Source organism: Solibacillus isronensis (assembly GCF_023715405.1).
GTDB lineage: Bacteria > Bacillota > Bacilli > Bacillales_A > Planococcaceae > Solibacillus > Solibacillus isronensis_B.
Genome location: NZ_JAMBOC010000002.1, coordinates 123121 through 145176 on the forward strand (window position 1 = coordinate 123121; position 22056 = coordinate 145176).

Sequence of the window (22056 nt, forward strand, 5' to 3'; positions counted from 1 at the left end):
ACTATACTGCATGCTTCCAGATTGTGTCAACATAAGTTTCAGAATTTTCTTTTTATAGTTGGAGAAGTACTCATCTAATTTGAGGTGTTCTAATATGACTTTACGATTTTCTAATAACGCTTGAATCTTTTCTAATATCCCCGAGTTATCTTCTAATAAAATTTCGATTACCCATAATCTCCCAAAAATTATTAATTTTCTGCATAATTTTTTTATTTCATTTATTAAATGACAAGTATACGTTAAAATTGAAAATGTTGGAGGTCGAACCTCTACATAATGTATTTAAAGTAAAGGACTGATGAAATGAAAAGAAGATGGTTGTTTTTGATGAGTCTTCTCGTTGTAGTCGTGCTCTCTGCCTGCTCTCAGAAGTCAGAGGAAGAGAAAAAGGAACGGGTGAAAATTGGGGTCATGCTGTCAGATGCAGGACTTGGTGATCAGTCGTTTTCAGATCTTGCTTTTGAAGGTCTCGAAAAAGCACGCGATGAGTTAAATATAACGTTTGATTACCGTGAACTTGAATTTACCGGTACATATAAGCAAGGGCTGGAAGAACTCGTTGCGGAAGGACAGGATCTGATCATTGGAATCGGGTTTACAGTCCAGGAAGATATGGAAGCAGTGGCTGCTGCTAATCCGGACGAGCAATTTATATTAATCGACGCAGTGTCTGACCTGCCGAATGTTCATAATATAACTTTTAAAGAAGATGAAGGTTCCTATTTACTCGGGGCGCTCGCTGCGATGAAAACAGACAGCAATACTATCGGATTTATCGGCGGTGTTGAAAATGAAGTTATCAAGCGTTTCGAAACTGGGTTTAAAGCCGGTGCCAAACAAGTAAACCCTGACATAGAAGTATTATCTGAATATGCAGGTGATTTCGGTGATGATCAGCTTGGTGCTTCAATTGCCCGCGATATGATTGCGCAAGGTGCGGATTATATTTATCCCGCTGCCGGCTTCACAGGGGTCGGCTCTATTTTGGCGGCACAGGAATCCGGTGTACATGCATTCGGTGTGGACAGCGATCAGTTTTTCCTTGCTGAGGATACGATTGTTTCTTCAATGCTAAAACAGGTCGATACTGCTGTTTATCAGGCAATTAAAGAAATTGCGGAAACAGGGACACTTTCAGAAAAAGATAATGTGCTTGGCATTAAAGAAAATGGTGTTAGTCTTGCACCAATCCGTGTCGTGAATTTAACTGCGCAGGAACAAAAGCAAATTGATCAGTTACAGCAGGAAATTTCGGACGGCCAAGTGACGATTAAGTAGAAGGAAGGATCGTACAACAGTGAAATTAAAACAGAAAATATTAATGTTAGCATTGTTACCGCTGCTTTTAGCTGTCTGTATTATCGGCTATAATATTAGCCAGCTTATGAGCCTGAACGCATCAACGGAAGAAGTCGTGGATTCCTTAGTTGCCGTTGAGGAATTAAACAGCTCAGTTCAAAGCCTGCAAAAATCATTGAGCGTCTATTCGATCAATGTATCCGAAAACAATAAATATAATATTGAAACGGATTTAGCGCGAACTGAGGAAGTTTATAACAATCTGAAAGGCAGTTTTTCAACAGAACGCCAACGTCAAATTAGTGCACAGTTTGAAGAAAAGTTCGCAAAAATTTCCGAAGCGACTGCCGCTTCCCTACAGGAAACAAATGTTGCGGAAATTAAGCGTCAATCCCAGCGTACACGAGGAATCGTTAATGATGTAATCGAGTTGAAACGTGATGTGAGCGCAAACTATACTGCGATGCAGCAAGAGCTTGGTAATAAAATAAACGCGATTACATGGATCTCCATTATTTCCGCTATCGCACTTATAATCGTAAGTGTCGTGTCGGCACTATATTTCACAAACAAAATTGTTGGCCGCATCAGTCGATTAACAACAGGTGCAAAAGAAATTGCTGCCGGGAATTTAAATGTGCAGTTTGAAGATCAGGAAGCTGATGATGAAGTTGGTGAATTACAGACTTCATTCCGCCAGATGACCGGTAACTTAAAGGAAATCATTACGCATGTTTCTGACAGTTCTGATCAGGTTGCAGCATCTGCCGAGGAGCTGATGGCCAGTGCCGATGAAACAATGCTTGGTACAGAACTGATCTCCACTTCCATTCAAAATGTTTCGGACGCAGCAGATAAGCAAAAAGAAATGTCGAGCTCCTCTGCTGCCTTTGCGCAAAAAGTATTGGAAGAAGCTGAAGAAATCGCGAATCAGGCAAATCAGGCGACAGCACTTTCTATTTCAACCAATGAGAAAATCGAAAAAGGTTCGGTGTATGTAGAAAACACCGTGTCTCAAATGAACCTCATTCAATCAACAGTAGAAGAAACAGCAGATTCGTTAACACTTCTTGCTAGCCGTACGACTGAGATTGTGAATATATTAAAGCTTGTACAGGATATTTCCGACCAGACGAACCTGCTTGCACTGAATGCTGCAATTGAAGCAGCGCGTGCAGGTGAAGCAGGTAAAGGCTTTGCCGTTGTCGCGGATGAAGTGAAGAAATTATCTGAGCAGACGAAGCAGTCCGTATCCGATATTTCGCGCATTGCCGCTGAAATTGAAAACGATACGACTACCACCGTTTCGTCAATCCAGCAAGTGAAAGACCGCGTCAATGCGGGAATCACGATTTCGCACGATACGAAGGCAACGTTTGATGAAATTCTTGTTATTATCGGTCAAGTACAAGCTCAGGTAAACGAGATTACCGCTGTATCTGACAGCATTCATTCGAAAATGGAATCTGTGTCAGAGCAATCACTTGAGATGGCGTCGGTTTCTGAAACTACAGCAGATAATGCCGTTTCGGTCGCATCCGCTTCAGAAGAGCAGCTTGCATCGATGTCCGAAGTGAATACCGCAGCAGGTTCTCTTGCCCACCTTGCCGAAGAACTGCAAGGCATCGTGGCGAAGTTTAGAACTTGATGCTACATGTGCCAACCGAAATCCTTTTATAGGGTTTCGGTTTTTTTGTTGGGGTGGGTCTACTAGAAGAGTTACAACTGATATTAGAAGATCCTAATTCGTTATTAGAACATTCACCACCTTTATTAGCACATCTCGGATACTTATTACAACTGACACTTATATTAGAAAATAAGACTTTTTTAGATAACTTTTCGCTATATTAGAACATCCCGGCAATTTATTAGAATCTAACCTCTGCAATTCACCCTCATCCATAGAAATGTTATATGACAAAATTCCCTGCTTAAACCATAATAAATTTTACTTAATTCCAAAACTTCATTTTAAGCCTAAATAACTACCTATCACCTATAAAATTAGTCTTAAGTACTTTAAATTTAAACCGAAGTTATAAATATATTTTAACTATGAATTCGGAGGAAAATAAATATGAATATTGGAAAGAAACTGTTCGGTAGCTTTGGTATCGTTATTCTAATTCTCATTTTTCTTTCAATTTTTTCTGTCATTAAAATGACTGAAATTGATGAGGATTATTCGTATGTAATCGATGGGGCCGTATTTAATGCGATGGAATTATCGGCAATTCAAAATGCGACATCATTACAGGGACTATATATCCGTTCCTATGTTTTACGCCAAGATCCAACTGATATAGAAAGACTTACTACTCAAAGAGAAACAATTGCAGAAAAAATCGGTGAAATCGAAGGATTATTTAGAACCGCTAAAATGCAGGAACAATTAAGCATATTAAAAGAACAACAAGCTTTATATAACGGCTATGTAGAAGAAGTAATTGCGTACGTCGATAATGAAGAAACAGATAGAGCTTATAATATGTTATTCGAATTCGCTGTACCAGCTAACCGCAATATTCAGCAAACAATCAATGGTATGGTTGATTTCCAAAAGGAACAGATGAACACTACTAGTAAGGAAACAACTGAAAGCGCAAATATAATTAAAATTTCGCTTATTACAATTGCTGTGATAGGTACACTCATTGCAGTTGCTTTAGCCATCTACATTACACTCAGCATTACCCGTCCATTACGCAGATTAACAAATACTGCAAATGTGATAGCGAATGGGGATTTACGCGAGGAAGATATTCATGTTAAATCAAAAGATGAGATTAGAGACCTTGCGACTGCCTTTAATGCAATGAAAGCCAATCTTGCCAGCTTGATCAGTAATGTATCATTAAACGTTTCAAGTACAACAGCAGCTTCTGAACAGCTGGCGAGCAGTACCGATGAAGTATCTGCAGCTTCTGCTGATATTGCAAAACGTGTGGAAACTGTTGCTGAAGGCGGTAGTAACGCTGCAGCAATCGGCAATGATTGTGCTGTTGCTATGGATGAGACAGCTCAAGGTGTAAGCCGAATCGCTGAAGCCGCGCAAGTATTGAACTCACATGCGATGGACATGCAGACAATTGCTGGAGAAGGCGGTCATACATTACAGACAGCTGAACAGCAAATGTCGGTTATTCAGCAGTCTTCTTATGAAACAAAAGAAAAAATTAAACAGCTGAGCAGACAATCTGCCGAGATCGAGAACATTACAAAAGTGATTACGGATATTACAGATCAGACAAACCTGCTTGCTCTAAATGCAGCAATTGAAGCGGCCCGTGCAGGAGAACATGGTAAAGGGTTTGCCGTTGTTGCTGACGAAGTGCGCAAACTTGCTGAGCAATCGAAAAGCTCGGCATCGCAAATTGCCGGCTTAACATCTACGATTCAAGCAGATACGAGAGAAGTTGAAGAAAGCGTTAATGCAACAGCTCAAAATGTTGATCAGGGTGTTATTTACTTACAAAATGCGCAAGTTTCATTTAATCATATTGTCGGATCGATCACAGAGATGACTTCTCAAATTCAAGAAGTGTCTGCATCATCCGAACAAATTTCCGCAAGTACTGAGGAAGTTGCAGCATCTATTGCTGAAATGGCTCATGCAGCTAACGGAGCTGCCGGTGAGATTGGCATTGTCCTATCAGCAGTTGAAGAACAAACTGCCACTATGCAGGAAATTAACGCTGTCGCCCAATCATTGAGCGTAGGCGCTGTCGGAGTTCAAGAACAAATCAACGAATTTAAAGTGTAAAATTTAAGACGCAAAAGCTGTAAAATCAGCTTTTGCGTCTATTTGTATTATTGGATTCTACTAAACTCTAATCCAACGAATTAATCTGCTTGTACCATTTTCACTAGCACACTTGCCAATGCTTTCTTTTCGCTTTCATCTGCTACTTTCCATAATTCCTGCAGCACTTTTTCTTCACTGTTTCGAGGTTCTTCGTTTTTAGCTAAATGCTCCGCTACAAACTTGGCGCCTTTTGCCAACATGTCATCGCTCAAACCTAGTCGTTCACCTTTAGCAAGCTGGTCGTTCAAATAGCTTTTGAACGTTGAAAAGCTTTCTAAAATCTGATCTTTTTTCTCTGGAGATAATTCATCAAGTTTCTTGTTAATGTTATTCATTTCACTCATTTTGTAATTCCTCCTAGATTGTGTTTTGGCGTTCCCCTAACAATTACCCGCCTCATTTGTGATTAAACTTTATTTCATAAAAAATCTTCTAAATAAAAATTATTATACATAATATAACTATCATTGCTAAAAAACGGGTACCGCTTCACCTGTTAGTGAGCAGTACCCGTTTTACGATTTATTTTTTGGGTTTATTTTCAGTTTTTTCGATATGCTCCATAATTCGTTTATGACGACGGACATCCCGCTTCGTAATAGGAATGACTTCATGTCGGATCATTTTGAAGAAGGAAACAATGAGTAAGAGCATGACGACAGTAAATGGAAGGGCTGATATGAGTGAAGCTGTTTGCAAAGCTTCGAGCCCGCCTGAAAACAATAGTACACTTGCAATCGCAGCAATTAAAACACCCCAAATTACTTTTAATCGATTATGAGGGTTCATCGTCCCTTTATCCGTCATGCTTGCCATAATAAATGTCGCTGTATCCCCTGATGTAATAAGGAAAATAACAATTAAAACAATCCCTAATATCGAGGCGATCGTTGTTAACGGAAGCTGTTCCAGCATTAGAAATAATGCGACAGTCAAATCAGTATCAACTGCTTCGGCAATTGTTGTGCCTTTGTTCAAATCAAAGTAAAGTGCTGAACCGCCAAATACCGCAATCCAGAAACAAGAAATAACCGGCGGAATGATTAAAACGCCGACGATAAATTCACGAATTGTACGCCCTCTCGATACACGTGCTACGAACGATCCGACAAAAGGTGACCAGGCAATCGCCCACGCCCAATAGAAAATTGTCCAATCCTTCACCCACGTTCCCCCTGCATACGGCTGCAAACGTAGGCTATACTGTACGAAATTCGTAATATAATCACTGATTGCTAAAACGAAACTTTCCAATATGAAAACTGTAGGGCCTGTAACAAAAACAAATACTAGTAAAATCAAGGCTAAGTACATGTTTACATTACTTAATATACGAATCCCCTTTTGCAGGCCGCTTATAGAAGATGCCATATATCCAATGAAAACTACACCTATAATTGCTAGCTGTACCCAAATTGAAATCGGTGTGTTAAAGACGGCATTTAAACCGCCGTTTGTTTGTAAAACACCTAATCCGATTGACGTGGCAACACCCATTACTGTAGCAATAACAGCCAATATATCAACTGTATTTTTAATGCCCTGATTTGTTCCTGTGACAGGCTCTAACGCTGTAGATATTAACAAATCTCTTTTTTTATTGAACTGCATATAGGCCATAACTAACCCAATGATCGCAAATACGGACCATTGGCTAATCCCCCAGTGGAAAAAGGCATAGCCCATTGCGAGACGGGCAGCATCCGTTGTTTGCGCCTGGACATCGTTAAATGGTGTTTTAAAGTAATGACTCATCGGCTCGGCCACACCCCAGAAAACTAACCCAATTCCAAGGCCCCCTGCAAATAACAGTGCAATCCATGTATGGAATTTAAATTCCGGTTGTGCATCTTTTCCTCCTAAACGGATTTTCCCGTACTTGGAAATAGCCAGCACTAAAAGAAATACAATAATAATAAAAACGGAGAGCAAGTAAAACCAGCCAAAATAGTCGGTCGTCAAACCAAATAAATATGTAGCAACATTACTGAAGGTTTCTGGTGCAATGCTTCCAAAAATAACACAGATTAATATAAATACTGCTGAAACTGTAAATACAGTATTCGAAAAATATTTCCCTTTCATATGTTCACCTCTTTAAATACATTGAAGAGAAATTACCCATATTATGCTATTTCAAAACATCCTTACCATGAATGTTACTATCTTTCTATAATTATTTTGGTGATACTCATTAGATTTACCACTAATTTTTATTATTTTCCAAAATACCATGCCGACGCATTCGAATATAAAATCTTATCGCTAGCCTGTTCATCGAAAAGTTGCTGGATCAGTGTAATATCAGCAACCTCAAATGGCCTTTTTGCCCGGGTTGACGGCAAGTCCGTTCCGAACATCAGTGCATCCGGGTTAATGCTGTATACCTCCTGCAGTGCTTTTTGTACATTCAATTCGACACGGCCAAAACCTGTCGCTTTCACACGAACCCCTTTATCGACCAGCTTCAGTAAATGCGGCAGCCCTTCTTCGGATAACCCTAAATGATCGATGGAGATCGCCGGTAATTTTTCAATTGTTGCAGCTATTTCAGGCAGTTCTTTCGCATCAATATACAGCTCGCTATGCCAGCCGACCAATTCATGCACACGTCTTGCAAAATAATCAAGCTTCGATAAATCTTCCGAGCCTCCGCGTTTAATGTTAAAGCGCAATGCTCTCACTCCACTTTTGTGCAGTGCTTCAATTTCTTCGTCGGACACCGTATACGGCAATTGGGTTACGCCGCAAAATGCCGGTCCAAGTTTCTTCAATGAATGCAGTAAATATGTCTGGTCAAATCCTTGAAATGAGCCCGAAACAATTGCTCCGCCTTTAATTGATAGATCTTTTGTTTCCTTATTGTAAGCTGCAACGTCATAGCTTGGCGGCATATACCCCTGACTTTCAATAATCGGAAACTGATAATCGATAATATGAAAATGTGCATCAAAAATTCTCATTTCGCTTCCCCCTTTGTTTTACTATATATTTTTTGTTAAAATATGTCTCTTAAAGAAGCGGGGGTTTTATTAGAACAGTTGGTACGGATATTAGAAAGTAGCAGCTGCTTATTAGAAGATTCGAGATGAATGGTTATGACAAAAGACGAAAATCCTACTGTTACGGATTCAATTGGAAAACTGTTGAACCGGTGATGACTCCAGCTATTCAACAGCATCAGAGTTTGTAATTGATGGCGGTTTGACAGCCAACCGGTACGGGTGAACGAATAATTAAAAAACCGGATCATTTTGGGGCGCTTTATCGAGCGTCAAAATGGTTCGGTTTTATTTTTAGGCAAGCTAGTACTTGCCGTTTATTTAATTGAATGGGAGGGATTACGCCATCCAAGAATGATTTTTTCGAAGGTAACTCACTGTTTCTTTATTGAAAACCCGTTTATCATTCCGGTAATTCGTGCGCTGTTTGGATTTTTCATATAAATAGCGTTCTTCGATTGTTTCCGGATAAACTTGTGGAATTTTAGTAGGTTGCCCGGCTGAATCAAGCGCTATAAATGTAAAATAGGAAATTGCCGCAATCTTGCTTTCTCCTGTCCGCATATTTTCGGCATGCACTTTTATAAACACTTCCATCGAGCTCGTCCCCGTCCAAACTACAAATGACTCGAAGGTAACGGCTTCTTCCGGACGGATCGGTGTTAAAAATTCTACTGTATCAACCGATGCCGTGACACATTCTCGTCTGCTATGCTTTGCCGCAGATATTGAGGCTACTTGGTCCATATCGCTCAACAGCCTGCCACCAAACAAAGTATTATGATTATTAAAATCATTCGGGAATACCCGACTTGAACGAATGACTCTTGAAGCATTACAAGGTTTTGACTCTTCCATTTTTATATCATCTCCAACGGATATTTTTCTAAATTTTCTAAAAATTACTTTGTTGACCATAATAAATCATTCTATTTGAAGAATCAATGTAAATTTAAATTATTTTATACTGCCTATTACATTCGATGGGCGATTAATTGATTCGATTGGGGGTGGGATTTTAGTTAGAAGTTTTGTGTGGATATTAGAACATTTTACGTTTTATTAGAACAACCGGGGAGCCTAAAAAAAAGACTGTAAGGAATTGACCTTACAGTCCTATTTCATATACAAATCGACTAATTGATAGCATCGCTCTTTTGTTAACTGAGCTTGAGTGCTTTCATATTGTAGTGTTTCCATTGATCCGCCTTTATATTGTAATGCGTCCTCTGTTGCCTTTTCGTCGCGATATTCCAGCCAGTCACGCTGCTCTTCTCTTAGTTTGCTCATGTCATTAGGTGGCAAGGTTTTCTTTAGATCTGCGTAGATTTCATTTAATAGCATATCCCATTTCGAGAATATTTCTCCCTCTGCTGCTGTCATTTCTACTTGTATCCCTTGATCAAAAATTTGATCAAAAATTTCATCAAACTCTTTCACACTTTTTTCTACATCTGCTAATTTAGCGAGGTACTTTTCCTTCAAGCTGACAGATGGATCTTCGGGTTCTCCAGGCGGGGGATTTCCTTCTTCGTCCCCGTTCGCGGAATTTTGTTCAAAGCTTTCTCTGATGCTCTTATTAATTTCCGTTTCGGCTTCTACAACCATGCCTTCAAGCTCTTTTTTTAAATTGTTGTCCAATGCCGGATTTTCCAGCAGTGAGTGTGCTTTTTCCAAAACACGGTCCCAATCGGCCTGACTCTTTGCTTCCTTTACTTCATTGAATTCTTGAAGTTGTGCAGACAAAACCTTTGTTTCTTCATCGGCTAAACTATTTTCCTCAATCAATGTTAATGCTCCGCAGCCGGCCAGCAATAAGCAAGCAGTAAACATTCCTACTAATTTCTTCATGTTGTTTCCCCTCTCTCTATTACAGGCTACTAATTAAGGGCAATTCAATAAAAACTTCTGTACCTTTTCCGTATACGCTATTCACCTCGATTGTCTCGCCGTGCTTTAAAATGATCGTACGGGAAATCGCTAATCCAAGTCCGGCACCAACGGATTTCACATCGGCTTTATAAAAAGAATTCATAATATGCTGTAGTTGTTCTTCCTTTATTCCAATTCCTTCATCCCGAATTATACAAATCGCCTTCCCGTTCGATTCGTATTGCTTAATAACTATTTCGCTGTTATGAGGCGAAAATTTAATCGCATTTTCGATTGTATTCAATAAAACTTGCCGGATTTTATCTTCATCGGCGTAAATAGAAACTGGGTTACTATTCAGTTTCATGCGGATATTCTTTTCATTTGCTTTACTTTGCAACTGTAATGTTACTTCTTCAACCAGTGTCGCATAGGCAAACTTTGTCAGGAGTAGCTCAATGCGGTTTGACTCATATCTTGAGAAATTCAGAAGATCCTCCACCAATTTTATGAGGCGATCAGATTCACTGTTGATCATCCGTAAACCAAAGTTGATTTCTTTTTCCGTTAAGCCTTCTGGTGACTCCAGCATTTCAGCCCATCCTTTTATTCCTGTCAGCGGTGTCCGAAGTTCATGGGAAATTGAGGAGATGAAATCATTTTTTAACTGGTCCGTTTTGACAATCTCATCCGCCATATAATTCAGTGTTTTTGACATTTCGCTGTATTTTACAGATCCCTCTTTAAGTCTATGATAATAAATATAAAAAAAGTCGAAAGAACCAGAGCGCTTGGTCTAATTGAATCAAATTGTTCATCAATTGTTGACGAGTAATCGTTTAAGGAGTAGCATAGCCGTTACAGTATATTGATAATGATTATCAATATCAATATTGATATGTTGATAATTAAAGATTTATTATAGGAGGTTTCAGCCCATGTTAGATGGTTTTACACCGTGGCCTGCTGAGCGAGCTGAGTTTTATCGGGAGTCTGGTTGCTGGGTAGGTTTAACTTTCGGCCAGATGCTTGAAGATCGTGCTCGACAATTTGCTGACAATGTGGCGGTTATGGATGATAAACGATCACTTACATATGCACAGCTTAATGAGCGTGTGGACCAGTTGGCAGCCGGTCTTTTACTGCTTGGGATTCAGAAAGAGGATCGTGTCGTTGTACAGCTTCCGAATGTGGCGGGTTATGTAGAAATTGTATTTGCCCTATTTAAGATTGGTGCACTGCCTGTCTTTTCACTTCCCTCTCACCGTTCCAATGAGATTCGATACTTCTGCGAATTTGCGGAAGCGAAGGCTTATATCGTAATGGATCATTTTGGGGGATTTGACTACCGAGGTCTTGCGCGAGAAGTTCAGCACGCAGTTCATTCGCTGGAGCATGTCATCGTTCTTGGCGAGGCGCAGGAGTTTGTATCATTTGATTCATTATTCAGTACACAATCTATCGATTTCCCTGAAGTTAGAGGGAGCGAAGTAGCATTCTTGCAGCTATCTGGCGGGAGTACAGGAATTTCCAAGCTGATTCCGAGAACGCATGATGAGTATATGTACACGATTAAGTTGAGTGTTGAACAATGCCAGGTGACAGAAGAGACGGTATTTTTGGTTGTGCTACCGGTTTCTCATAATTATCCGATGAGTTCCCCGGGGATATTAGGGGTCCTTTATGCTGGCGGTAAAATCGTTTTAAGTCCATCGCCTAGTCCGGATGTTGCTTTCCCGCTTATTGAAAAGCACCGTGTGACAATGGTACCGCTTGTACCGTCCCTTGCCCTGCATTGGCTGGATATGAAGCCGAATCATACGGAGGATTTATCGAGTTTGGAAGTCATGCTTGTCGGCGGCTCGAAATTTAGTGCTGAAGCAGCGAAACGTGTGCGTCCTGTATTTGATTGTCAACTGCAGCAAGTATTCGGTATGGCGGAAGGTTTGGTGAATTACACTCGATTGGATGATCCTGATGAAATTGTCATTCATACGCAAGGTCGCCCGATGTCCCCATATGACGAGGTGAAAATCGTGGATGATGAAGACCAGGAATTGCCGGTTGGCGAAACAGGTCATCTGTTGACACGTGGACCTTATACGATTCAAGGATACTATAAAGCACCTGAACATAATGAAAAGGCGTTCACAAAGGATGGCTTTTACCGGACAGGTGATATTGTTCGATGCACGGAAGATGGTTATTTAATCGTAGAAGGCCGGGCAAAAGATCAAATTAACCGCGGCGGGGAAAAAATTGCTGCGGAAGAAGTGGAAAATATGCTGCTTGCCCACCCTGCAGTCCATGATACGGCAATTGTCGGGATGCCCGATTACTATATGGGTGAAAAAAGCTGTGCCTTCATTATTCTAAGGAATACGGAGGTAACAAAACGCCAGCTGAAGTCATTCTTGCGTGAGCGCGGGCTGGCTACTTATAAAATTCCGGATGAAATTTTATTTGTAGAGAAATTTCCATTGACCCATCTAGGCAAAGTTTCGAAAAAGGATTTACGCCTTTTACTTGAACAGCAATTACAACGTTAAGATACAGAATATTAGGAAAAGAAGGTTGATAATATGACAACTCAAACTGATTTTACAATGGAACAGCTGCGCGAACTTGTTGCTCAATATGTGACAGAACCGATTGATACGATTTCGGATGAAGATTATTTACTGGATGTCGGAATCGATTCCATCACGATGATGACAATCGTTGAAGAACTCCGCCAAAAAGGCTTTGCACTTACATTCATACAGCTTGCCGATGAGCCAACAATCTACGGGTGGCATCGTCTAATCAAACAATCGATGGCAGATTACGGAGGTTGAGTCGAATGGCTGAATTACGTTTCCCTTTAACTGAAGCTGCTGCAGGGATTTGGTATGCCCACCATTTAACGGAAAGCCATTTATACAATACAGCGGAGTACTTACATATTCAGGCTCCGGTGGACTCCACCCTTCTGTTACAGGCAGTCGATGCCACAATTGAGAGCGCGGTTGGACTACATATCCAATGTTCAGAGGAAGAAGGTTCACTTTTCCAGACGATTCCTTCTTCTGTTCAATTTCATTCTGAACAGATTAGGTGTTCAATGGCTGAAGCGTTTCAACATATGCAGGAAGATGTCGAAACATTGCTTGATTTAACAAAGGACAACTTTGTTCGCGCTATTTTATTTTCGGTGTCTGCCGAAGAACATTTCCTTTATTTGCGCATTCACCATCTTGTCAGTGATGCGTATAGTTTCCGGTTACTGTTCCAGCAAATTTCCGAGCGCTATTCGGCTTTGCTTCATCATGAATCATTCACAAAGCAGTTTGGTGACTATGTTCAGATGGTAGAGCAGGAAGTGAAGTACAAAACTTCCGATAAGGCAACGGCGGACGCTGCCTACTGGTTATCCAAAATGCAAGGAACCGAAGTCATTTCGCTCAGCAAAAAAAAGAGTGGTCGTATGGGACAGATTATTTTGTACCCCTCTTCCCTTTCTGCCACTACATGGATGAAATTAGAAACATACAGTAAGCAGCTGCACGTCAACATACAGGAAGTCGTTACCGCAGCAGTTATTGCCTACACAAAACGGATGTCACAGGCAGAGGATGTGATTGTCGGCATTCCGTTGATGAACCGTTTTGGTCATAAGTCACTGTCCGTACCAAGTACACGGGTAAATGTTTTGCCTTTGCGTGCAACGTTTACGACTGAAGAAACTTTTGAACAGCTATGTATAAATGTGAAAAGCTTCATGACGGAGATGAAGCAGCATCAGTTGTACCGTCAAGAACAGCTGCGCCGTGATTTGCGGCTGACAACCGATGACCAGCTGTATGGTCCGGAAATTAATTTCATGCCTTTTTATGAAAACTATCTGTTCGGAAATGTCGAGGTAGAGCACAAGAAAGTTGTGACAGGGCCTGTTGAAGATATTTCTTTCAATTTCTATAGCACGCCAAATGGAATGCAGTTTGATCTTGTAGCCAACTCGGATCTTTATGAACAGGCAGAAGTGGAATGTCATGCCGCACGTTTCCTACAGTTGCTTGAGTTATTGGTAGATCAAGCTGACACACCACTGTTCAACTTCCCGATACTATTGCAAGAAGAAGCGGCAATGTTTGAGGCAAAACAAGGTACTGTCAGTGAGCTGAAAAATGCCACTGTATATAAATTATTCAAAAAACAGATGGAAAATATGCCTGGTGCAACCGCTGTTGAGATGAATGATACATCTATTTCCTATGCCGAACTGGATCTGCTTGTCGGTCGGATTGCGCATCAGCTGAAAGCGCATGACATTGGGCTCGAAGACTTTGTCGGAATTTGCATGGACCGTTCGATTGAAATGGTCGCAACGATGCTTGCCTGCTTCAAGGTTGGTGCTGCCTATATTCCGATGGATCCTGCTTATCCGGCAGAACGGCTACTTTATATGATTGAGGATGCTCGTCCTAAAATTGTGCTCGTAAATGGTGAGGTTTCATTTATTGCAGAAGGAACACCGATTGTGCCGTTACACCCTTCGAAGCAAATTTACGAACCGATTGCTAATTGTATTGGACAAACAGCTTATATGATTTATACGTCTGGATCTACGGGAAATCCAAAAGGTGTCGTCGTTGAAATGCCAAGCTTGGTTAACTTTTTACAAGCGATGCAGCATCAATTTACATTATCTGAAAAGGACAATTTACTGGCGATTACAACGATTTCTTTTGATATTTCGGCATTGGAGCTTTATTTACCGTTGCTGTACGGGGCATCTATTCATCTGACGACAAAAGAACAGGTACAGGATCCAGTTGTGATGCAGTCGCTGATCTTGCAGCAAAACATTTCCATCATGCAGGCAACACCGACTGTTTGGCAGATGATGGTACAGTACGCAAAAGACGCGCTGAAAGGACTTACTGTACTTGTCGGTGGTGAAGCACTTTCAAAAAGCCTTGCGCAGGCACTACTGGAAGCAGGAGCAACCGTTCACAATATGTATGGACCTACCGAAACAACAATCTGGTCAACTTGCACGGAAATTCGCCCGCAAGATACTCCTTCATTAGGGAATGCAATCGACCGGACAGATATTTATGTGCTCGATAGCATGCTGCAGCCCGTTCCGATTGGTGTCGTTGGGGAATTGTATATTGCTGGTGACGGACTGGCGCGCTGTTATCATAATCGTCCAACCTTAACGGCAGAACGTTTTGTTGCACATCCATTTGCATCCGGAAAACGCATGTACCGGACAGGAGATTTAGTTGTGTGGCAGGAGGATGGCTGCCTTCATTATGTTAGCCGGGCCGACCACCAAGTCAAAATTCGCGGCTTCCGTATTGAATTAGGTGAAATCGAAAATGCGCTTGAAGAATTCACTTCAATTGAACAAGCCGTTGTGATAATCCGTGAAGATCAGCCCGGTCATAAACAAATCGTTGCCTATGTAGTGGGGAATGAAACAGAGGAACAATGCAGACTGCAGCTAGGAGAACGTTTGCCGGATTATATGGTACCTGCTCATTTTGTTTTCATGAAGACCTTTCCATTAACGAATAACGGAAAAGTCGACCGGAAAGAGCTGCCGCAGCCTCATGTTTCGATTATTGCAAAAGTGAAACCGACAACGCGTACCGAAGAAACGATTTGTACATTCTTTAAAAATATTTTGAATCTCAAATCAGTGGGAATTGATGAAAACTTCTTCCAGCTAGGAGGGCATTCCCTGCTAGCAACCGAGCTACTATTGGCATTACGGAAAACATTTGCTATCGATTTATCGATCTCCGTCATTTTCAATCAGCCTACTGTAAAAGAGCTGGCACAAGCAGTGGATAAAGCAAAGAAAAAGACGCTCACTGTAATCGACAGACAGCAAGTTGAAAAAATCCCATTATCGCATGCACAGCGCAGTTTATGGTTTATACAGCAGCTGGAGGAATCAAGTGCTTCTTATAATATTCCGCTTGTTTATACATTTGATCAGCCGATTGATGTATTAAAACTGATTAAAGCCATTGGTAAAGTGGTAGAAAAACATGCCATTTTACGTACAGTTTATCCTGCAGTGGATGGGGTGCCCTATCAGAAAATCGTTGAGGATACGCCGAAAGTGCTGATTGAGGAAGTAAGCCCCGAAGAGGTGTCGGCTCAAATTAATGCGTGCACGCGCTATGCGTTTGATTTGAAACAGGAACCCGGCTTCCGTGTAACGCTCATCAATTTGAACACATTGGTCGTTGTTTTCCACCATATTAGTGCGGATGGCTGGTCACTTGCAACATTCACTGAAGATCTGCAGCTTGCCTATGAAGGCCATGAGCTAGAACCGTTAACGCTTCAATACCATGACTTTGCGGTTTGGCAGCAAACGCACGGTGTTTATACAGACGACAACATTACTTATTGGAAGGAAAAACTGAAGCATGTTCCGGATGAAATTGAGCTTGTCCGGGATGGAAAGCGTCAATTGCAGGTGAAATCGACTAGCAAAACTTTGACGTTTACAATCGATTCCGCGCTTCACAGACAATTGCAGCAGCTTGCAAAAGATGAACAGGCAACTCTTTACATGGTGCTACAAAGCGGATTCTTGGCCCTCATGACAAAGCTCGGTGCAGGGGAAGATCTGATTCTCGGTAGTCCAATGGCGGGCCGTGATCAGGAAGAACTGCTGGCAAATGTCGGTATGTTCATCAATACGGTGGCGATACGGACGGATACTTCCGGGGACCCTCGTTTCACAAAATTAATGGAGCGCGTAAAACAAACCTCGATTGAGGCAATGGAGCACCAATATGTTCCTTTCGATCATATTGTCGAAATATTAAAACCGACTCGTGTCCCTTCACAGCATCCGATTTTCCAGATTATGTTCGCCTTACAGAACACGCCTCAGCCATCACTTGTAATGGAAGGCCAAAATGCCGACATTCAGCTGCATACGGTTGGGCAGCCGAAATTCGATTTGAATATCGAAATGCGGGAGGTATATCTAGCCGAGCAGCCTAATGGAATCGAAGTACAGGTGGAATTCCGAACAGATTTATATGAAGCAAAAACAGTTACCGCTCTTATGGAACGCTATGTAATCGTCCTGCAGCAGGCGTTGCATAATCCGGCCATTTCAGAATTGAATGTGCTGTTGGAACAGGAACAGGAAAAAATTCTGCTTGACTGGAATCCGAAAGGCCATGTAAGTAAGCAAAAAACGATTGCCGAACAATTCGAAGCGATTGTGGAAATGCATGCCGAACGAATTGCTGTCAGTGACGAAAACGAAGAGCTTACTTATACCGAATTGAACCGTAAAGCGAACCAGTTAGCACATCTTTTACTCGAAAAAGGCGTTACATCCGAAACATTTGTCGCACTGTTAATGCCGCGTTCAACCGATATGATTGTCAGCATTTTAGCCGTTTTAAAAGCCGGCGCTGCCTATGTGCCGATTGATCCGGTTTATCCGCAAGACCGAATTGACTATATTTTAAACGATTCAAACCCGAGCTGTTTAATCACTACAGAAGATCTGAAGCCGTCTGCAGAAGCGACATCTGTGTTGGAAGTGCTTGTAATGGAGGAGGTTTCACTTACTTCATTCCCTGGTGAAAATACAAATCATAACAATCATCCAATGAATCCGGCCTATGTTATCTATACTTCCGGTTCAACTGGCCGACCAAAAGGTGTGGTTATTCCGAACCAGAACGTTATCCGCTTACTTGATGCAACAGATGAATGGTTTCATTTTAACGAAGAAGATCGCTGGTCGCTGTTCCATTCCTATGCCTTTGACTTTTCCGTATGGGAAATATGGGGTGCCCTGTTATATGGCGGTGAGCTCGTAATCATACCGTACAATGTCAGCCGCTCACCTACCGACTTTTTGGCATTGCTTGCAGACAAGAAAATTACGGTGCTGAACCAGACACCATCTGCCTTCTATCAGCTCATGACCGTTGATAAAGAGCATCCCGAACTGTCCGGACAACTGGCACTACGCTACATTGTGTTTGGCGGGGAGGCACTTAACCTGACACGTTTACAGGAATGGTATGACCGACATCCGGAAGATGCACCTACCCTTGTGAATATGTACGGCATTACCGAAACAACTGTCCATGTCAGCTACTTAAGTGTAAATGAAGAACTGAGCCAGTCACAGGCGAATAGTCTGATCGGCACGGCGATTCCTGATTTAAATATTTATGTCCTTGATGGGCAGTTAAAACCGGTTCCTCCCGGTGTTGTCGGCGAAATGTATGTTTCTGGCGAAGGCTTGGCACAAGGCTATTTAAACCGCGCTTCCTTAACGGCAGAACGTTTTATCGCCAACCCGTATGGACCTCCGGGAAGCCGGATGTACCGTACAGGTGATCTGGCTCGCTGGATGAAAAACGGCGAACTGGACTATATCGGACGCATTGACCACCAAGTGAAAATACGCGGTTTCCGCATTGAGCTTGGCGAGATTGAACAAGTGCTTCTGAATCATCCGCAAATCGTACAGGCAGCTGTCATTGCGAGAGAAGATCGAAAAGAAGATGTCCGCTTGGCTGCCTACTATGTTCCGGAGCAAGGCACGGACGTAACCGAGCAAATGTTGAAAGATTTCGTCTCCCGTTTACTGCCGGTCTATATGGTTCCTTCAAGCTGTACTCGCCTGGAGCAAATGCCGCTTACAGCAAACGGAAAACTGGATACGAAGCAGCTCCCTGCACCTGTTATTACATTGCAGGAACTTGTATTGCCGAAAACACCGCAGGAAACATTGCTTTGTGAACTATTCTGCGAAGTACTGAATCTGCCACAGGTCGGCACAGAGGACAGCTTTTTCGAACTTGGCGGCCACTCGTTACTAGCCGTACATCTGATCGGACGCATTCGCGAGGCATTCGGGAAAGAGCTGGCAATCGGGCATTTGTTTGAAGCACCTACTATCTCCCGACTCGCATATATACTGCAAAAAGGGAAAGAATCAAAGGCATTGAACACAGTACTGCCGTTACGCAGCGGGGAGCAACCGATTTTTGCTGTCCATCCTGCTGGTGGGTTAAGTTGGTGCTATGCAGGATTGCTAAAAAATCTGCCGCCGGAGTTTGCCCTATACGGCATTCAAGCAAAAGGGATTGCCGAAGACTGTGAACTTCCGGGTTCTTTAACTGAAATGGCGCTCGGCTATATTGAAGCCATCAAAGAAATTCAACCAAAAGGACCTTATCGTCTACTCGGATGGTCACTTGGCGGAAATGTCGTACAGGAAATGGCTGTCCAGCTGGAACGCCAAGGAGAGGAACTGTCGCTTCTATGCATTATGGATGCCTACCCGTTCACATTCACCCCGCCAGTGGACCTGACGGAAGAACAGGAGGCACTCGTGGCACTTCTTGCCCTAGCCGGGTATGAACCTGATATAGAAGATGAAGTGACACAGGAATATGTAATGGATGCTCTAAAAGCAGAGGGCAGCGCGATTGCAACATTAGATGAATCGACCTTTCTGCGCTTAAAAGAAGTTTATAAAAACTCGATTCAGTTACTGAAAAATCATCAGCAAGAAACGTATAATGGCGATGCTTTATTTTATAAATCTACACTTGTGCCGGATTGGATCCCGGACGTTGATGTTACTTCGTGGAATCCGTATATCAAAGGAGAACTTACACAGATTGATATTGCCTGTCGCCATAAAGATATGTGTCAATCCATCCCATTGAATGAAGTCGGTCAAACATTAGTCAAGTACTTAGTAAAGGAGAAAAAAATGTATGTCTAACCCTTTTGAACAAGAAGATCGTGAATATTACGTTTTGCGAAATTCGGAAGAACAGCACTCTGTATGGCCAGCAGTCATTCCTGTCCCTGCCGGATGGGAGGTCGTATATGGCCCTGCGTTAAAACCATTATGCCAACTCTATATAGAAGAAAATTGGCTGGATATGAGACCTAAAAGTCTGCGTAGTGTTTTGGGATGAAAGCACAGCGAGCAGTCATCATCGCCCTCTATGTTGTGGCGATGTTCATGGTTTCAATCGACGGAACGATTGTCAATGTGCTACTTCCTACAATTGCCATTGAATTCGGTGTAACGCCGGGGGCAACGAACGGCATTAATATCGGCTACCTTGTCAGCATCGCTGTTGCATTGCCTGCTGCCGGCTATTTAAGCAATCGGTACGGCGTAAAAAGAATGTATGTACTCTCTGTCAGTCTATTTACACTCGCCTCTCTTCTTTGCGGATTGGCGGGAAGCTTGCAGGCCCTTATTTTAGCGCGCGTGCTGCAGGGACTGGCAGGAGGAATCATTACACCCGTCAGCATGACACTGCTGTTTCGGACATTTTCTCCACCGGAAAGACAAAATCTGTCGCGTTCATTAGTATTGCCAATCGCCTTTGCACCGGCGATTGGCCCCTTAGTGGGTGGACTGTTTTCGGAGTATTTATCATGGAACTGGGCGTTCTTCATTAATATTCCTTTTGGTATCATCATCGTCCTGATCGGACTTTTTGCCTTAACGGAATTTGAGATTTTTAAAGCACCGTTTGATACGAAAGGCTATATGCTCATTGCACTCGGGTTGCCGCTGTTAATGCTCACTCTGAGCCTTATTGCATCAGACGGTGTTTCCATTAAGGTCGTCTTTTGTGCGATTGTCGGTGTATTTTTATTAAGCCGGTTTTATGTATATGAACGAAATATAAAAGAGCCGCTGCTGGACGTGCGTCTGTATGAACAACCGCTTTTCCTTTCATCGAGTCTCGTCGCGATGTGTTCCATGGGCGCCTTGATGGGGATGCTGTATCTGTTCCCGCTCATGTATCAGTACGCGTACTCAGCTTCTGCTCTGGAAAGCTCACTTATTACGTTTACCGAGGCACTTGGACTGATGGTCGCATCCAAATTACTGCCTCGAACATCCAAGCGCTTCGGAATGCTGCATACAGTACGTCTCGGTTTGATCGGTACAGTAATGATTTTCTGCTGTATCGCCATCCTTGGTCCTTCAGCAAATCCTTGGCTGTTACGCGGATTGATGTTTGCAGTCGGGATATGTTTAGGACATAGTGTAATCGGTTCGCAACTTTCGGCCTTTCATCATGTAGCAAAAAGTCAGATGAGCAAGGCGACAACGCTATACAATATGCTTAACCGCGTTGGAGCAGCAGTAGGAATTGCCCTTGTAGCGACGACATTAACCGTGTCTGGTCGCTACTTTTCAGAGATCCTTTCTTATCAGTACGCCCTCGTTGCTACGGTTGTTCTGCTTCTGGCAGGACTCGGCTGTTCTTTATTTGCGAAAGGACAGGAAACTATTCTAAAGGGAGAAAAAGCATGACAACCATTGCCTATTGCAAGATCAACGAGATGCCTACTGATTGGCAACGTTATCTTCCCTTTTTGGAAAACGACGTGGTGCAGCGTATTGGACGCATGCGGAAAACGGAAGATCGGTTGCGGACGGTTTGTGCCCATTTACTGACGAAGATGATGTTGGTGACGACTTACGAAATGGAATTGTCTGAAATTCGCTTTACCAAAGATTCAAACGGTAAATACCAACTAGGACAAGACCTTCACTTCAATCTCTCCCATTCCGGAAGTTATGTAGCATGTGCCATTAGTGATTTTCCGGTTGGAATTGATGTGGAACAGCAGGTAACAAGGGACTTCTCTCTCTTTCAAACATTGTGGAGCGAAGAGGAGAATCACTTCTATAAGCTTCTTGAACAGGAAGCATTCTATGCCCTCTGGACTGCTAAGGAAAGTTACGGGAAATATAAAGGGTTTGGTTTACACGATTCTTTAATGGAGGCAACGATTCGGCAAGATGGATCGATTCATCACCCCGCCTCATGTGTAAAAGCCCGTACCATACCTTTTTTCCTTGCACCTGGTTACAGTGCAGCTGTCTGTTTGGAGGATTCCTTAGAAAACGTGACGCACGTTCAGTGGGCACAAATTGAAACGTTTTTCAGGGAAAAGGTTGGAACATATGAGAAAATTGATTTAACGAATTAGCATTTAAAAAGCCTGTAACCAAGTAAAAGGTTACAGGCTTAATCC

At 42.3% G+C, this 22056-nt stretch carries 15 protein-coding genes; 9 read left to right on the forward strand and 6 right to left on the reverse strand.

The genetic code is table 11. The features are described from left to right. Positions 1 to 306: 306 nt before the first annotated feature. The 3 genes from M3166_RS12380 (at position 307) to M3166_RS12390 (ending at position 5068) form a co-directional block, all read left to right on the forward strand. Positions 307 to 1281, forward strand: a complete 975-nt coding sequence (locus M3166_RS12380; protein WP_251690155.1) for a BMP family lipoprotein — start codon at positions 307 to 309, stop codon at positions 1279 to 1281. A 19-nt stretch (positions 1282 to 1300) separates the two neighbouring features. After that, entirely contained in the window at positions 1301 to 2950 is a 1650-nt protein-coding gene (locus M3166_RS12385) for a methyl-accepting chemotaxis protein (protein ID WP_251690156.1), read from the forward strand. A 432-nt stretch (positions 2951 to 3382) separates the two neighbouring features. Further along, the gene (locus tag M3166_RS12390) at positions 3383 to 5068 is read left to right on the forward strand and encodes a methyl-accepting chemotaxis protein (protein ID WP_251690157.1); all 1686 of its coding nucleotides are present in this window, start codon (positions 3383 to 3385) and stop codon (positions 5066 to 5068) included. Between the two features lie 80 nt (positions 5069 to 5148). On the opposite strand, the gene M3166_RS12395 is transcribed toward M3166_RS12390, so the two are convergent. From M3166_RS12395 to M3166_RS12420, 6 genes are all read right to left on the reverse strand, one after another. Next, entirely contained in the window at positions 5149 to 5454 is a 306-nt protein-coding gene (locus M3166_RS12395; RefSeq protein WP_251690158.1) for a DUF3243 domain-containing protein, read from the reverse strand. Between the two features lie 178 nt (positions 5455 to 5632). Continuing rightward, positions 5633 to 7195: a BCCT family transporter gene (locus tag M3166_RS12400; protein ID WP_251690159.1), complete on the reverse strand. Its 1563-nt coding sequence runs from the start codon at positions 7193 to 7195 to the stop codon at positions 5633 to 5635. Positions 7196 to 7326: 131 nt separating this feature from the next. Further along, positions 7327 to 8073, reverse strand: a complete 747-nt coding sequence (locus tag M3166_RS12405) for an amidohydrolase family protein (protein WP_251690160.1) — start codon at positions 8071 to 8073, stop codon at positions 7327 to 7329. 378 nt (positions 8074 to 8451) lie between these two features. Next, the gene (locus tag M3166_RS12410; RefSeq protein WP_008406119.1) at positions 8452 to 8970 is read right to left on the reverse strand and encodes an acyl-CoA thioesterase; all 519 of its coding nucleotides are present in this window, start codon (positions 8968 to 8970) and stop codon (positions 8452 to 8454) included. Positions 8971 to 9228: 258 nt separating this feature from the next. Then, positions 9229 to 9963 carry a lysozyme inhibitor LprI family protein gene (locus tag M3166_RS12415; RefSeq protein ID WP_251690161.1) on the reverse strand — a complete coding sequence of 245 codons (735 nt, stop codon included), beginning with the start codon at positions 9961 to 9963 and terminating at the stop codon, positions 9229 to 9231. A 19-nt stretch (positions 9964 to 9982) separates the two neighbouring features. Next, positions 9983 to 10702: a sensor histidine kinase gene (locus M3166_RS12420; RefSeq protein ID WP_251690162.1), complete on the reverse strand. Its 720-nt coding sequence runs from the start codon at positions 10700 to 10702 to the stop codon at positions 9983 to 9985. Positions 10703 to 10922: 220 nt separating this feature from the next. Here M3166_RS12420 and M3166_RS12425 point away from each other — a divergent pair, with 220 nt between their 5' ends. Genes M3166_RS12425 through M3166_RS12450 form a run of 6 tightly spaced genes read left to right on the forward strand, consistent with a single transcriptional unit; the run spans position 10923 to position 22011 of the window. After that, positions 10923 to 12533 (forward strand): (2,3-dihydroxybenzoyl)adenylate synthase, encoded by a 1611-nt coding sequence (locus M3166_RS12425; protein ID WP_251690163.1) that lies wholly within the window; start codon positions 10923 to 10925, stop codon positions 12531 to 12533. 33 nt (positions 12534 to 12566) lie between these two features. Continuing rightward, positions 12567 to 12821, forward strand: a complete 255-nt coding sequence (locus M3166_RS12430; RefSeq protein WP_014822959.1) for a phosphopantetheine-binding protein — start codon at positions 12567 to 12569, stop codon at positions 12819 to 12821. Positions 12822 to 12826: 5 nt separating this feature from the next. Then, a complete protein-coding gene (locus M3166_RS12435; protein ID WP_251690164.1) occupies positions 12827 to 19765 on the forward strand; it encodes an amino acid adenylation domain-containing protein in 6939 nt (2312 codons plus the stop codon). Beyond that, positions 19758 to 19964, forward strand: a complete 207-nt coding sequence (locus tag M3166_RS12440; RefSeq protein ID WP_079524290.1) for an MbtH family protein — start codon at positions 19758 to 19760, stop codon at positions 19962 to 19964. The genes M3166_RS12435 and M3166_RS12440 overlap by 8 nt, the downstream gene beginning before the upstream one ends. Next, on the forward strand, positions 19961 to 21328 hold the full coding sequence (locus tag M3166_RS12445; RefSeq protein ID WP_251690165.1) for a DHA2 family efflux MFS transporter permease subunit: 1368 nt from the start codon (positions 19961 to 19963) through the stop codon (positions 21326 to 21328). Before M3166_RS12440 ends, M3166_RS12445 begins: the two co-directional genes overlap by 4 nt. Continuing rightward, a complete protein-coding gene (locus M3166_RS12450; RefSeq protein ID WP_251690166.1) occupies positions 21325 to 22011 on the forward strand; it encodes a 4'-phosphopantetheinyl transferase family protein in 687 nt (228 codons plus the stop codon). Before M3166_RS12445 ends, M3166_RS12450 begins: the two co-directional genes overlap by 4 nt. Positions 22012 to 22056: the final 45 nt, after the last annotated feature.

Coding starts and splice junctions, on each gene's coding strand:
- M3166_RS12380 (WP_251690155.1), top strand. CDS start 307: ATGAAAAGAAGATGGTTGTTTTTGATGAGTCTTCTCGTTGTAGTCGTG.
- M3166_RS12390 (WP_251690157.1), top strand. CDS start 3,383: ATGAATATTGGAAAGAAACTGTTCGGTAGCTTTGGTATCGTTATTCTA.
- M3166_RS12395 (WP_251690158.1), bottom strand. CDS start 5,454: ATGAGTGAAATGAATAACATTAACAAGAAACTTGATGAATTATCTCCA.
- M3166_RS12400 (WP_251690159.1), bottom strand. CDS start 7,195: ATGAAAGGGAAATATTTTTCGAATACTGTATTTACAGTTTCAGCAGTA.
- M3166_RS12405 (WP_251690160.1), bottom strand. CDS start 8,073: ATGAGAATTTTTGATGCACATTTTCATATTATCGATTATCAGTTTCCG.
- M3166_RS12410 (WP_008406119.1), bottom strand. CDS start 8,970: ATGGAAGAGTCAAAACCTTGTAATGCTTCAAGAGTCATTCGTTCAAGT.
- M3166_RS12415 (WP_251690161.1), bottom strand. CDS start 9,963: ATGAAGAAATTAGTAGGAATGTTTACTGCTTGCTTATTGCTGGCCGGC.
- M3166_RS12420 (WP_251690162.1), bottom strand. CDS start 10,702: ATGTCAAAAACACTGAATTATATGGCGGATGAGATTGTCAAAACGGAC.
- M3166_RS12425 (WP_251690163.1), top strand. CDS start 10,923: ATGTTAGATGGTTTTACACCGTGGCCTGCTGAGCGAGCTGAGTTTTAT.
- M3166_RS12430 (WP_014822959.1), top strand. CDS start 12,567: ATGACAACTCAAACTGATTTTACAATGGAACAGCTGCGCGAACTTGTT.
- M3166_RS12435 (WP_251690164.1), top strand. CDS start 12,827: ATGGCTGAATTACGTTTCCCTTTAACTGAAGCTGCTGCAGGGATTTGG.
- M3166_RS12440 (WP_079524290.1), top strand. CDS start 19,758: ATGTCTAACCCTTTTGAACAAGAAGATCGTGAATATTACGTTTTGCGA.
- M3166_RS12445 (WP_251690165.1), top strand. CDS start 19,961: ATGAAAGCACAGCGAGCAGTCATCATCGCCCTCTATGTTGTGGCGATG.
- M3166_RS12450 (WP_251690166.1), top strand. CDS start 21,325: ATGACAACCATTGCCTATTGCAAGATCAACGAGATGCCTACTGATTGG.